Source organism: Burkholderia sp. AW49-1 (genome assembly GCF_053427845.1).
Genome location: NZ_JBSAXF010000001.1, coordinates 811,096 through 824,616, shown reverse-complemented (window position 1 = coordinate 824,616; position 13,521 = coordinate 811,096). Strand labels below are relative to the sequence as shown.

Below are 13,521 nucleotides of genomic sequence, written 5' to 3'. Positions count from 1 at the left end.
GAACCGCAAACGGGCGGGCCGCGCATCGTGCGCGGCCCGCCCGTTTTGCTTGTTGCGTAGCGATCGTGTGCGGCGTGGTGCGCCGCCCGTCAGTTCAGCGTCGTTTCGATGCGCGTGCCGCGCTTGATGAACAGCGTCACCGGCGTCTTCTCGCAGATTTCCGCGAGCCGCTGGCGCTGCGCATCGTCGAGCGCGCCGTCGAGCGTCACGACGCGGCGCACGTATTGCTGTCCTTCGCGATCGGCGTGCAGTTCGGTGTGCACGTCGATGCGCACGGCCGGCCACGTCTTGCGCTGCATGTACATGCGCAGCGTCGCGGCCGTGCATTGCGCGAGGCCGGCCAGCACGAACTCGAACGGCGCCGGCCCGAGGCCTTGTCCGCCTTCGCGCGGCGCTTCGTCGCCGGTCAGCGCGTGCGTGCCGGCCTGCAACTGGACGACGTAGTTCGGCGCGTCGGCGGCGAGGGTGGCGGCAGCGTGGATGAGCGGCATGGCAAGACTCCGGTAAGCGGGGAAAGAGGCGGCCGCGACGATGCGCGGCGTGCGAGCCGTCAGCATACCGTCTCGAGGAGAATCGCAGGCGCTGCGTGCGTCGACATGGCTCGCCGGAATCAACCGGCGACGCCGGCGCTCCGGCGCACGAGCGTGGCGACGCGTTCGCGCACCCACTGGTGCGCGCGGTCCGTCTCGCGCGACTCGTGCCAGTACGCAAGCAGCGGAAATGGCTTGAGCCGCAGCGGCAGCGGCTGCACGGCGATCGGCAGCAGCGCCGCCATGCGCAGCGCATACGTGCGCGGCAGCGTGAGCAGCAGGTCGCCAGTCGCGGCGATCTGGCAGGCGGCGAAGTAATGCTGGCAAACGAGCTGGATGTGGCGGAAGCGCCCGTCGTTGCCGAGCAGCACGTCGAGCGATTGCGGCTCGCCGAGCGACGACACCGCGACATGCCGTGCGGCGAAATAGTCGCCGCGCCGCAGCGGACCGCCGGTCAACGGATGATCGTGCCGCATCGCGACGACGAGCGAATCGTCGAGCAGATGTTCGGTCGCGATGCGCGGGCCGGTCTGCACGCGTCGATCGACAACCAGGTCGAGATTGCCCGACGCGAGTTCGCGTTCGATGTCGTGCACTGCGATGCGGCGGCTCACGAATCGCAGGCCCGGCGCTTCGTCGGCGAACGCGGCGACGATTTGCGGCAGCGCGATCGATTCGAGCACGTCGCGAATACCGACCGCGATGCTCAGGTCGAGCGTCGCCGGGTCGAATGCCGACGGGTCGCGCGCGGCGCGTTGCAGGCCGGCGAGGTGAAGCTGCACGTCCGCGATGATCGTGCGCGTGCGTTCGGTCGGCACGACGCGGTTGCCCTGGCGCACGAACAGCGGATCGTCGAAATGCGCACGCAGCCGGTTGAGCGCGTGCGTGACGGCCGGTTGCGTCAGGTGCAGCGCACGGGCGGCCGCGCCGATGCCGCCGTGCACGTAGATGGCGTCGAGCACGCGGAACAGGTTCAGGTCGAGACGATGGTTGGCGGGCACGGGTTCGAAACCTTAGTGGGAACGTGGCCAATTCTAGAGCGGCCGGGCAGCGTTCGCCGAGCGCGCGGGCGTGTGGACGGCCGAACGTCGCACCGTCGATCCGTACCGATATCTGCCGTTTCGGTGTGCGACAACGTTTGCATCGCTCGAATTACGCATTCCAACGGGCTTCCCCGGATGTCCGTTAAATAGGTGGAGGAGTCGAAAGGTGTTTAATAATCTATAAAAACACGAAGACGGAATGCATGATTCGTTTCTAATTCCATAAACAGCGTGCGATTCTCTCGTGTTCCCCGAGGGCGATTATCGTGGTGACGATAATCGTTTCGTTATTTTCGGATTCGGGTGCTTGTCCCGGCGGCTTGTATCAATCCGCCACAACCCTGTCGATGTCTGCCAGTTCGCCATCGTGTCCCGGTTTAAAGATATGATTCGGGCGCTTTTAAAGCGAAGAGAAGCGCCGCGGTCAAATAAAAAGGCGTGTTCGAGAGAATTGGCAGGAAAAACGGGGGCTGGGCAAGTGGATGCTGCTGAACAACGGGTAGTTGTCGTCTTTTTGAGTGCGGGGTTCTCGCTGGTTCAGGCCGCGTACATGATCGAGGCGTTCAATCTTGCGAATCGCTTGCTGCCCGTGGGTCCGGGATATCAAGTGAAGTTCATGTCGGCCAGCGGAGGGCTGGTGTCGTCGTCGTGCGGCGTGCAGGTGACGACGGACATGCTCGACGACGCGCACGCGCAATGCGTGCATGCGTTTTTTCATCTGCACGGCGGTCATGTGCTGTTCGCATGGACCGACGCGCTGCTGCACCGGATCCAGCGCGTGCATGCGCAGGTGCGCTGGATTGCGGACGACGTGAAGATTCCCGCGATTACCGTGTCGAAACGCGGTGGCGTGCAGCAGCCCGCGGCGTCGATACTGAGCCTCGTTTCCGCAGCCGACACGGGTAATGCACCCAACGACGGACCGGGCATTTTCCCCGTTCTGCTGGAATTGTTCAGACATGAAGTCGGAACCGCCGCAGCCGAGGAGATCGAACGCCACGCCTGCCGCGCTTTCGGGGAACGGCTCGTGCAGTCGGCCGCATGGTCCATGCGCGAACTGTCCGCGAGCCAGCCGATTCGCGCGGCCATGCAGCAGTTGCGTGCGCGCAGTGCCGCGCGCATCTCGATCGTTCAGGTGGCGCAAGCCGTCGCGATGAGCGAGCGCAACTTCTTGAGGCGTTTCAAGAAAGAGGTCGGGGCGACGCCGACGGAATTTGTCCTGAGCATTCGTCTCGAGCGTGCCTGCCACATGCTGGTCCACACCAGTCTGCCGGCCGACAAGATTGCACGGCGCGCCGGTCTCGGCAATGGCGAGCGCCTCGCGAAACTGTTCCGGCAACACCTCGCGCTGTCACCCATCGAATTTCGCGCCCTCGAGCGCGAGCGAATCGCGAAGGCCGGCATCGAGCTCAGCTGCGCGCCGGCGCTGAGCCATCGGCGCGACACACGATCGTCCGATCCGGCGGGCGCACGACTGAAGAAGAGCGGCCGATACTGGAGCGGCACCGCGATTCGATCGAAATGCGATGACGCGCCGGTGCCCGAAACCTCGTGCGTTACGCCACATGTTACGCGACGCGTAACGTAACAACGATCGTGATACGCATCGCCCGACCGCTCGCGGCGAAATCCGATTCCTGAAGGGCGTCACCTAATCCGCGGATTTCATGAGGGTTTGCATCGAATACGGAACGGACGTGCATCCCGATTTTCGGACTTGGCACACTTTCTGCTTATTTCCGTGCGTGCCGCAGTATTTAACATCAATAACATCAGACCAAATCATGTATTCAATTCCGACTTTCGGTGTCGGCGCCGGGGAAATGCCGTCGATGCCATATGTGCCCTGCAGGCAGCAGGCGGCCAATCCCGCAGATGCCGCCGCACCGGGGTCCGCATCCCTGATTCAACCGTCGATCGCATCACGGCATACGCCGCTTGACCGTACAGGCGAAGCGGCGCATGCGCACGCCGCAATGCGTGCGTCATGCCGTGATCGCAATCCGGATCGATAACGTGAAATCGTCGCTGGTTGTCTCATGGGAAGTGATAGGCAGGAATCCTAATATGACGAGCTGCTATCAGGCGACATCCGGCGTGCCGGGGCGCGCAGTGGCCGCACTGTTCGTCGAATGGAATGGGCACCGGTACGCCGGAGTAGTCGATCACGTCGCGAATGCGAGGGCAAGATGAGCGAAACGCCACATGTCGAGTACAGGTCGGTTGCGGCGAGTGCCCAGGGGGCAGCCGCGCGTTCGGTCGATCTCGTCCTGATCGTGTTCGGTGCGGTGCTGGCCGCGCATTTTCGGTTCGATGCGATTGTGAATGTCCGGCTCGACGCATCGGTCATCGCATTCTCGTGTGCGTTTTCGCTGATGGTGTTTCCGATGTTCGGCGTGTACCAGTCGTGGCGCGGACGTTCGCTGTCCAGGCTAGCCGGTCAACTGACGCTGGCCTGGCTGATCGCGCAGGGCGGCGCGCTGGTGGTGACGTTCACGCTTCACAAATCGGAGGCCGTGTCGCGGCTCTGGTTTGCATACTGGACGGGCATGACGGGTACCGCCCTCATCGTGGTGAGGCTCGCCGTACACGCGATGCTGCGCCGATTGCGTCATGCGGGGATGAACCTTCGATCGGTCGCGGTCGTGGGGCGTGGCGAATATTGCCGCCGCGTATTGGGCACGATCGCGCGCTCGCCTGCGAGCGGGTTCCGTGCGGCCGCGGTATTCGATCTCGATCGCGCAGCGTCCGGGTCGGTGTTGGGCATCGCGACTTTCGACAGCGATGCTGAATTCATTGCTTATGTGCGTCAGCAAGGCATGCGCGAACTTTGGCTTGCGCTGCCCTTGTCGGAGGAGCGCACGATCCTGCGCTTCGTCTCCGAATTTCGCGACGAACTCTTGAACATCCGCTTCATGCCGGACGTCAGTGCGCTGTCGCTGTTCGACAGCGCGCTGACGGATGTGCTCGGCGTGCCGGCGATCAATCTCGCCGCATCGCCGTTGCCGCCGCACGCGCTGCTGAGCAAGGAGATTTTCGATCGATGCTTCGCGGCGTTCGCGCTCGTGGCGCTGATGCCGGCGATGCTGATCATCGCGATCGCGGTCAAGGCGACGTCGCGCGGGCCCGTGTTTTTCAGGCAGCGCCGCAAGGGCGCGGACGGCCGCGTGTTTCGCATCTACAAATTTCGCACGATGCGGTTGCATGCGGAACAGCCGGGCATCGTCAGGCAGGCGACTCGTCACGATGCACGCGTCACGCCACTGGGGCGGTTCCTGCGGCGCACGAGCCTCGACGAACTGCCGCAGTTCATCAACGTGCTGCAGGGCGACATGTCGGTCGTCGGGCCGCGCCCGCACGCGCTTGAACACGACGAGCTGTATCGCAAGGTCGTCGATCGTTACATCCAGCGCTACCGGATCAAGCCGGGTATCACGGGCTGGGCGCAGGTCAACGGTTATCGCGGCGAAACCGATCGCCTCGAAAAGATGCAGGGGCGGGTCGAGCACGATCTCTATTACCTGCAGAACTGGTCGTTCGGGCTGGATATGCGGATTGTGGGGACAACGATTTTGAAGGGGTTCGCGGGGAGTAATGCGTATTGATTGTGCGCGGATTGTTTGCGCCGGCGACGGGTTCGCGCCGGGGGAGGGGCCGTTGGTGACGAGGACGGCGGGTGTGCGGGTGTTTTTTGCGAAATCAGATCAATGAATAGTTCGGTAACGAGCATCTTGCTCGGCGCGTGCATCGCGCTATCGGGGTGTGCGGCTGCGCCAGGGATGCGGATGACGGAGCCGGCGACCCTGCCGGTATCGGGCGGTGGTGCGCAGACCCCACGTGAATCGGTTCAGGTACCGGTGTCGGAAATCAACGCAACGCTGATCCAGCAATTGAAGGCGGCGGACGATTCGGTCGACGTCGCGAGGATCCGGTCGTTGGTTGGTCGTCCAGGGCCGTATACGACCGGCGCCGGCGACGTGCTGCAGATTACCGTCTGGGACCACCCCGAACTGACGGCCGCGCAGGGCGCGCCCCAGCAAACCAACGGCCGTCCGTACGACCCGCCTCAAGGATTCGTGATCGACAACGGCGGCAACGTCCAGGTGCCGTTCGCCGGCAATGTCCACGTCGCTGGCATGACCGTCGACGAGGTTCGCACTGCGGTGACCGCGGCCCTTTCCCGCTACTTCGTCCGGCCGAAGGTATCGGTGCGCGTCGCGTCGTTTCGTGCGAAGCAGATCTATGTCGACGGGGAAGTACGCTCGCCGGGAAACATTCAGGTTAACGATATTCCCATGACGCTCTTCGAGGCGGTCAACCGGGCAGGCGGATTCGCGCCGACGGCCGACGAGAGTCATCTCGTGCTCGTACGGGAAGGCGTTTCCTATCCGCTCGACCTGTCGAGCATGCTCGCGCGGAGCATCAATCCGGCCGGAATCGTGTTGCGCGACGGAGATTTGCTGCGCGTGATGCCGCGAGACGAAAACGGCATCTACGTGATGGGTGAAGTTGCCAAGCCGCTTACCGCATTGCCGATGCGCAATGGCAGGCTCACGCTCAGCGACGCGATATCCCAGGCTGGCAGTCTCAACAATCTGAGTGCGGACGCAGCGCAGATCTACGTAATTCGCGGCGCGGTGCAAGCGAATCCGCAAGTGTTCCATCTCGATGCGCGTTCGCCGGTGGCGATGTTGCTGGCAAACCAATTCGACCTTCATCCCAAGGACGTCGTGTACGTCGATGGGAACGGCCTGGTGCGCTTCAGCCGCGTTCTGAGTCTGCTTCTACCTGCGATCAATGCCGGCATGACGGCAGCCATCGTTTCAAAGTAAATCGCACTACGACATGACTGCCAATCATTCCATCCGCGCCGGCGCCGGTGCGGAGCAACCCAGACAGCAACGCGGTCCGGAGCCGAGCGCATGGTGAATTCGATTCTCGTGCTTTGCATAGGCAACATTTGCCGCAGCCCGATGGCCGAGGGCCTGCTGAAGAAGCAGCTCCCCAACATGACGATCCAGTCCGCCGGGCTCGGCGCGCTGGTCGGTCACCCAGCCGATCCCATCGCCGTCGGCCTGCTCGCCGAACGCGACATCGATATTGCGAGGCATCGGGCGCAATTCATCAATCAGGCGATCTGCATGCAGTCCGATCTGATCCTGGTGATGGACCGAGACCAAAAGGCGCGCGTGGAGCAACGCTATCCGTATGCGCGCGGCAAGGTATTTCGACTTGGCGAGGCGGGGGATTTCGACATCTTCGATCCCTATGGCAATGACCGCGACGTATTCGAAGCTTGCCTGAGATTGATCGACAAGGGTGTCGACGCGTGGGCACGTCGAATCGCAGCACTGGGCGCCGGCCGGCATGCAGCCCGCAACGTCGACGCGTCGGGAGCGTAATCAATGGACAATCCGAACATCTTCAAGCAGTTTGGCGGTATGCCCGAGAGCGGTCGAGATGCCGCGAGCGGGAATGCCGATGATGAAATCGATCTCGTCGCATTTCTTGATATCGTCATCGGTCATCGATTGGCCATTATCTGGACGGTTATCGCGTTCCTGGTCTTGGCGTGTGTCTATCTGGTCGTCGCCAGTCCGAAATACGAAGCCTACATTCTCGTTCAGGTCGAAGACAATCTCGATTCGTCCGCGAAGAATCTGCTGGGTGACGTGTCGTCGCTGTTCGACGTGAAATCGTCATCGGACGCGGAAATCCAGATTCTCGGGTCTCGCATGATCGTCGGTCAGGCCGTCGACAACCTCGCGTTGTTCATCGACGCGACCCCCCGTTATCTGCCGCTCTTCGGCCGCTGGATCGCGAACCACGCAAAGCGGCTGCCGGTGTGGGCCGTTCCCCGGGTCCCGGGATTCGCATCGGGTAACGAACGAATCGTCGTGTCGCGGTTCGAGGTGCCGCGCGATTTTGAAGACGACAAGTTTACGCTCACGGCGCTGGGTAGCGGTGCATATCGTCTCGAAGGGCGCGATCTCGACCGTGACGTGACCGGCCGCATCGGCGTCACGCAACATATCGATTCGCCGGGCGGCCCGCTCGAACTGCATGTGGATACGCTGACCGGCGCACCGGGCACGCAATATGTCCTGCGCCGCCATTCGCGCCTGGAGACGGTCAACGACATGCAGCAGGCGCTCATCGTCGCCGAGCAGGGCAAGCAATCGGGCGTCATTTCGGTCTCGTGGCAGAGCCGCGATCCGCAACGAGTTGCGGATGTCATGAACGAAATTGCACGACTCTATCTGAAGCAGAACGTCGAACGAAAGTCGGCCGAGGCGCAAAAATCGCTCGATTTTCTGGATCAGCAGGTGCCGATCTTCCGCAAGCAACTGGAAGACTCCGAGAGGCGCTATAACGCGATGCGTATCCGGCTCGGTTCGATCGATATCGATACCGAGGCCAAGCTGGCGCTGCAGGCGGCCGCCGACGTCAAGACCAAGCTGCTCGAATTGAAGCAGCAGCGGAGCATGCTGGCAGCGCGCTATGCGAGCACGCATCCTGACGTCATTGCCGTTGATCAGCAAATCGCGGTGCTCGACGCACAGGAGCAGGAATCTCGTCGCCGGATCGCGCAGTTGCCGGAACGCGAGCAGGACATCGTTTCACTGACTCGCGATGTTCAGGTCAATACAGGTCTATATACGGCGTTGTTGAACAACGTGCAGCAATTGCGGCTGCTGAAGGCGGGCAAGGTCGGTAACGTTCGCCTGATCGACAGCGCCGTGGTGCCGGACGATCCGGTGAAGCCGAAGAAGCTGCTGGTGCTGGTCGCGGCTGTGCTGGGCGGTCTGTTTGCCGGTGTCGCACTCGCTTTTGCGCGGGCCCGCCTGTTTGACGGAATTTCGGATCCGCACGAAATCGAGTCCCGCGCGGGGCTGCCGGTCTACGCGACGATTCCGTTCAGCGACAAGGAAAAGGCCGGGATGACGAAGCGGGCCGGCCCGCATGGAACCGTGCCGCTGCTTGCGGCCTGCAATCCCGAAGAGCCGGCGATCGAAAGCCTACGGAGTTTGAGAACCGCGTTGCAATTCGCGCTATGCGAGGCCAAGAACAACGTCATCCTGCTGACCAGCGCGGCACCCGGCGCGGGCAAATCGTTTGTCAGCGCGAATCTGGCGGCGGTTCTCGCATCGGGCGGCATGCGCGTAATGCTGATCGACGCGGATCTGCGTGCCGGCCGGCTGCATCGCCATTTCGGCGGCATTCGTCAACCCGGTCTGTCGGAGCTGATTGCCGGGACGGTGGCCGCGAATGACGTGCTGCGGCGTGATGTTACGCCAAACCTCGACTTCATCCCGTGCGGCTCGGTACCGCCAGCGCCGGCAGAGCTGCTGCTGTCCGGGAAGTTCGGCAAGATCGTCGACGGCCTGATGAACGACTATGACGTGGTAATTATTGACACCGCGCCGGTGCTGGCCGTGGCCGATACGGGAATCATCGCGAAGCAGGCCGGCTCCGTATTCGTGGTCGGGCGGGCCGGGGTGACGAAGCTCGGCGAGGTAACCGAAACCGACAAGCGGCTGAAGATGGTCGGGGTGCCTGTCAAGGGTGTGGTACTCAATGCATTGGTACCTCGGGCCGGGCGCTACGCGTATGGCGACAAGTACGGCACATACCGCCACGAGGTCTACGCATACAACGCGAACGCCCGCGGCACGGCATCGAAAACGACCGAGCGTGTCTGATCGTGAGCATGTCCGTCAAGGCCCCAAATTCAGTTGAGCCGGTCACGCCGATGCGGTCGATCGCGATGTCGCGCGTGTTGAATGTCGGCCTGCGCGTCGCGACGCTTGGCAGTCGCTTTCTGTTGCTGTTTGTCATGGCGCGCTGTCTGGTTCCGGCCAGCGTTGGTGAATTCGGCATCGTGTCTGTAACGGTCAGTTACGCGTTGTATCTGGCCGGGATCGATTTCTATACGTACAGCACGCGTGAGTTACTGGGCGAAGCGCGCGACGCCTGGCCGCGCATCTTGCGCAACCAAGCTGTCTTTCAGCTCGTCTGCTACGTCGTCACGCTGCCGTTGCTGGCCGCGACGCTGGGCTTGTCGGGGATGCTGCCCGGGCATTTGATCGCATGGGTTCTGTTGCTGCTGCTGCTGGAACACATCGCGCAGGAGCTGACCCGTCTGCTGACCGTGATGTCACATACGCTGCGCGCCACGACGCTGCTGTTCGTTCGTAGCGGTGCAACAGCGATCGCCGGTGGCATCGGACTGCTGGCGTCCCCCGAGTTGCGTACGCTCGATTGGGTACTCGGAACGTGGGCGTGTGGGGCGGCCTGCTCGGTACTGCTCGCCGTCCGGCCACTGATGCAGTTCGACTGGCGCGTCTGCAAGCAGGGCGTCGACTGGGGCTGGATCAGGCGGGGCATACGCGTCGCGCTGCCGCTGCTGGTGGCGACGTTGGCCATGCGCGGCCTATTCACCGTCGACCGCTATCTGGAGCAGGCCTATGCCGGCCCGGCGCTGGTCGGTGTCTACACGTTCTTTGCGGGCATGGCGGGCGCGCTTGTCGCGCTGCTCGATGCAGGCGTCATTGCGTTCCTGTATCCGCGTGTCGTGGCTGCCGCCCGGACGTTCGATGCAAATGCGTTCGCCAGCACGTACAGGCGGATGGCGAATTCGACGCTGATGTTGACTGGCAGTTTTGTGGTCGCAGCCGTCTTGCTGGTCTGGCCCGTGCTGGCAGTCGTCGCGAAGCCGATCTACCGCGAGCACGTCGACCTGTTCTTCTGGCTGGTGGCTGCCTCCGCACTTTTCTCACTCAGCCTGATACCGCATTACGCCTTGTACGCACTCGGACGCGATCGAGACATTCTGATCATCAATCTGCTTGCGATCGGGCTCTTTCTCGCTGTTGCGATGTGCATCGGCGCACGGGTTCCTCAGCAGGCGGTCCCGGTCGCGCTCGTCGCTGCATTTGGCTTTATGGCATGCGGCAAGGTGGCTCGCCTCAAGCGCGTCAGGTCGTCGCAGAACGGCTGGACTCCGTACCGTGCGTGATGAAACTACGTTGAGACAATGATGAATTTGCTGGTCTGCTACACACCGCTGCACGCGCTGATTGCGATGCGCCTGGTCGAACTAGGCGCCATCGGGAATTTTCGCTTGTTGTACCTGTGCTTCAACGACGCACCGAGCCATCATGCCTATTACGCGCGACTTTCCCGGCACGCCACGCACGGTTCTGACTTGCTTCAGCTTCCTCACGATTTCCGCGATCCGTGGCGACTTGCATTGTGGGGGCGCAGCGTCCGGCGGGGGGGCGTCCCTTTCACGCTGATCTGCGGAAATCTCAAGCACGCACACTCGCGCTTCCTGGCGTGGGTGTTCGGCATTCGCCGCTTCGAGACCTTCGACGACGGCAGCGGAAACATCGTCGAGAACGGGTATTTCAGCGAATCGCGCGAATCGCGTGCCGGTCGTTGCCTGTTTGCCGTTCTGGGACGACGCTACCTGTATGTGAATGTGGTTCGCGATATCGAGCGTCACTATTCGATTTACGCCGAGCGGAACGTCTATGAAGACCATGCACGCGAACTGGTCCGCTTCGATCTGATGTCGGGCCTGACCGAGGGCGGCACTGCCTTTCGGAGCAAGGCTGCTGCGGAAGTGCGGGGAGAGACGGCGACAGTTTATATCGGCCACACTCTGACGGAGGACGGCCTGCGTTCTCCGGCCGATGCTGAACGTATCGATCGCGCGGTCCATGCCAACTACGCCGTGGATTACTTCTTGCCGCACCCGAGAAGCCGGATTATTTCGCACTACGAGCCGTTGCGAGAAAAGCGTGTTAAGACATCGCTGATCGCGGAGGAGTTCGTAATAGGCCTCAGGCAGCGCCACGCGCATGTCAGGGTCATCGGGCTGAATAGCACGGCACTCCTCAACCTCTCGTCGCTAGCCGGGATCGATGCGATCAATCTGCGGGTTCTCGATGATCAGGCCGCGGTATCCATGACGCGAGTGATGAAGAAGCGGTCGGTTTCAAGCGTTACGGAGTCCGATTTGATGAGGGATTATGAAACGCGCCGAGCTTAACGGAATCCTTCTTGCCGGTGCGATCAGCATGGTGGCATACGCGGACGGCTTCCTCGCGCTGCTTCATGGTCTGACGGAAGCGGGCGAATTCAACCCAGCTATCGCGGTGGTCGTGGCAGCCGCTGCCGGGACGGCGTTCGTGTTCCGAAAGCGCATGCCGATTTGGCTTCCGGGAGTGCTGGCGGCCTTCGCGGTCCTGATGGTCGCGCTGGCTGCGATCGACGACCAGGGTGCCGCACAGAAGCTGGCGCGCGACTATCTGTACATGTTCCTCCTGGTCGTCACGTTCAGTGCCGTGCGCGAGCGCATCGATAACGGGCGTATCGATTCTAGATCGTTCGCGGCGTGGCTCGCATTGCTGATCATCGTGATTTTCCCGACGCTTGGGGCAGTAACCGGCATGGTCGGATACGAGGGGCGGTTTGCCGGATTCTCGCTGTCGCCGCCAATCTTTGCGAACGGCGTGATGCTTGCCTACCTCGTTGCCCGCAATAACCACCTGCGCCTGCGATGGATCGTACCGCTGTTCGTGGCGTCGGTGTTATGCATAGTTCTGTCAGGTACGCGGTCAGCGCTGATGACGCTGGTGCTGTACGAAATGCTGCTGCTCGGGACGGCCGCCGGAATCGCCAGAAATCGGTCGGCGTACTACGCATTGATTTTGCTTGGATCGGCGATTGTTGCGCTCGTCGCGTGGGACCTGCGCGATGCAATGACGACAGGCGGTACGCACTCGCGGGTGTTCGCGCAGAGTGATTCAGACGGTGGATCGCTGAACACGCGGGTCGGCTGGTATCTGGAGCTGTGGATGAGGCTCGCTTCCAACAACTACTTTGGCGGGTTCGGGGCCGGAAGCGCCGAGCGTGCTACCGGTTACATCACCCATTTCGACGTACTGCGTTACTGGTACGACTACTCGATCCTCTTCGTCGGATTGTTCTCGTTCGTGCTGGTCAGGGGATTTCTTTCCGGCAGCGCCGTGCGCAATGCGCAGGCGCGCGGATATCGGCGTCTCGTCGTTCCATTTTTTATGGCCAACGTCTTGCTGATGTCCCTGCACAACATCTTTCAGGCACCGGGGACCTTGTTGTTGTTCGCCGTGTATCTGAACTTCGCCCGTCTGCAACCCGAGGCAATCTCGTGACTTATCGACAAACCCGCCAGAGTCTCGTTCAGATGTGCGATTCGACATTTGCGCGAGACAAACGGGCCGTGCTTGACGCTCGCCTGTGCACGTTCGTCAATCCGTACTCTTATCTGAAACTGCGTTCGAACACCGATCTGCTCGCACGCTTTGATACGGTCGGGGTCGACGGTATTTCCCTGTGCGTGTTTCTGAAACGCGTTTGCGGAATCGATGTGCCGCGCCTGAGTTTCGACATGACATCGGTCGGAGCCGATGTGCTCGCTGGAGCGAACGAAGCGAGACGATCCATATTTCTTGTCGGTTCGAAACCTCACGAGGTCGAGGCGGCACGGGCAGTCTTCGCGACGCGCTACCCAGACATCGTGTTTTGTGGGACGCATCATGGATATCTGACTTCGGAAACGAAGCGGCATCTGATAGCCGACATCGTGTGCCGCAGGCCCGACATTGTGATATGCGGTATGGGCTCGGTGAGCCAGGAGCGCTTCCTCGTAGAACTGGCCGACGCGGGCTGGTGCGGGCACGGCTACACGTGCGGCGGGTTTCTGCACCAGACCGCAAACGGACGGATCGACTATTACCCGCGGTGGGCGGACGAGTGGCATCTGCGCTGGCTGTTCCGGATCTTGGACGAGCCGCGGCTGTTCTACCGTTATGCCGTCGAATATCCGATCTCGTTCGTGTGCCTTGCACACGATGCGTTGGTGCGGAATCTCGATCGTCAGCGTGTTGGAGGAAATTGAT

At 61.9% G+C, this 13,521-nt stretch carries 11 protein-coding genes; 9 read left to right on the top strand and 2 right to left on the bottom strand.

The annotated features are described in order from the left end of the window. Nucleotides 1-89 precede the first annotated feature (89 nt). Nucleotides 90-491 carry an OsmC family protein gene (locus tag ACV22W_RS03550; RefSeq protein ID WP_448017749.1) on the bottom strand — a complete coding sequence of 134 codons (402 nt, stop codon included), beginning with the start codon at nt 489-491 and terminating at the stop codon, nt 90-92. A 119-nt stretch (nt 492-610) separates the two neighbouring features. Continuing rightward, nucleotides 611-1,531 carry a LysR family transcriptional regulator gene (locus tag ACV22W_RS03545; RefSeq protein ID WP_448017747.1) on the bottom strand — a complete coding sequence of 307 codons (921 nt, stop codon included), beginning with the start codon at nt 1,529-1,531 and terminating at the stop codon, nt 611-613. Between the two features lie 286 nt (nt 1,532-1,817). On the opposite strand from ACV22W_RS03545, the gene ACV22W_RS03540 reads away from it, so the two are divergent. The 9 genes from ACV22W_RS03540 to ACV22W_RS03500 all read left to right on the top strand — a co-directional run bounded on the left by ACV22W_RS03540 (nt 1,818) and on the right by ACV22W_RS03500 (nt 13,520). After that, nucleotides 1,818-3,161 (top strand): helix-turn-helix domain-containing protein, encoded by a 1,344-nt coding sequence (locus ACV22W_RS03540; RefSeq protein ID WP_448017746.1) that lies wholly within the window; start codon nt 1,818-1,820, stop codon nt 3,159-3,161. Nucleotides 3,162-3,762: 601 nt separating this feature from the next. Next, entirely contained in the window at nt 3,763-5,178 is a 1,416-nt protein-coding gene (locus ACV22W_RS03535) for an undecaprenyl-phosphate glucose phosphotransferase (RefSeq protein ID WP_448017744.1), read from the top strand. Between the two features lie 180 nt (nt 5,179-5,358). Then, entirely contained in the window at nt 5,359-6,405 is a 1,047-nt protein-coding gene (locus ACV22W_RS03530; protein ID WP_448018117.1) for a polysaccharide biosynthesis/export family protein, read from the top strand. Nucleotides 6,406-6,495: 90 nt separating this feature from the next. Beyond that, nucleotides 6,496-6,975, top strand: a complete 480-nt coding sequence (locus ACV22W_RS03525; RefSeq protein ID WP_448017743.1) for a low molecular weight protein-tyrosine-phosphatase — start codon at nt 6,496-6,498, stop codon at nt 6,973-6,975. Nucleotides 6,976-6,978: 3 nt separating this feature from the next. Continuing rightward, nucleotides 6,979-9,276 carry a polysaccharide biosynthesis tyrosine autokinase gene (locus tag ACV22W_RS03520; RefSeq protein ID WP_448017742.1) on the top strand — a complete coding sequence of 766 codons (2,298 nt, stop codon included), beginning with the start codon at nt 6,979-6,981 and terminating at the stop codon, nt 9,274-9,276. Between the two features lie 8 nt (nt 9,277-9,284). Further along, the gene (locus tag ACV22W_RS03515) at nt 9,285-10,592 is read left to right on the top strand and encodes a lipopolysaccharide biosynthesis protein (protein WP_448017741.1); all 1,308 of its coding nucleotides are present in this window, start codon (nt 9,285-9,287) and stop codon (nt 10,590-10,592) included. A gap of 21 nt (nt 10,593-10,613) precedes the next feature. Then, entirely contained in the window at nt 10,614-11,630 is a 1,017-nt protein-coding gene (locus tag ACV22W_RS03510; protein ID WP_448017740.1) for a glycosyltransferase family 52, read from the top strand. After that, a complete protein-coding gene (locus ACV22W_RS03505) occupies nt 11,611-12,774 on the top strand; it encodes a hypothetical protein (RefSeq protein ID WP_448017739.1) in 1,164 nt (387 codons plus the stop codon). The genes ACV22W_RS03510 and ACV22W_RS03505 overlap by 20 nt, the downstream gene beginning before the upstream one ends. Next, entirely contained in the window at nt 12,771-13,520 is a 750-nt protein-coding gene (locus tag ACV22W_RS03500; protein WP_448017738.1) for a WecB/TagA/CpsF family glycosyltransferase, read from the top strand. The genes ACV22W_RS03505 and ACV22W_RS03500 overlap by 4 nt, the downstream gene beginning before the upstream one ends. Nucleotide 13,521 lies beyond the last annotated feature (1 nt).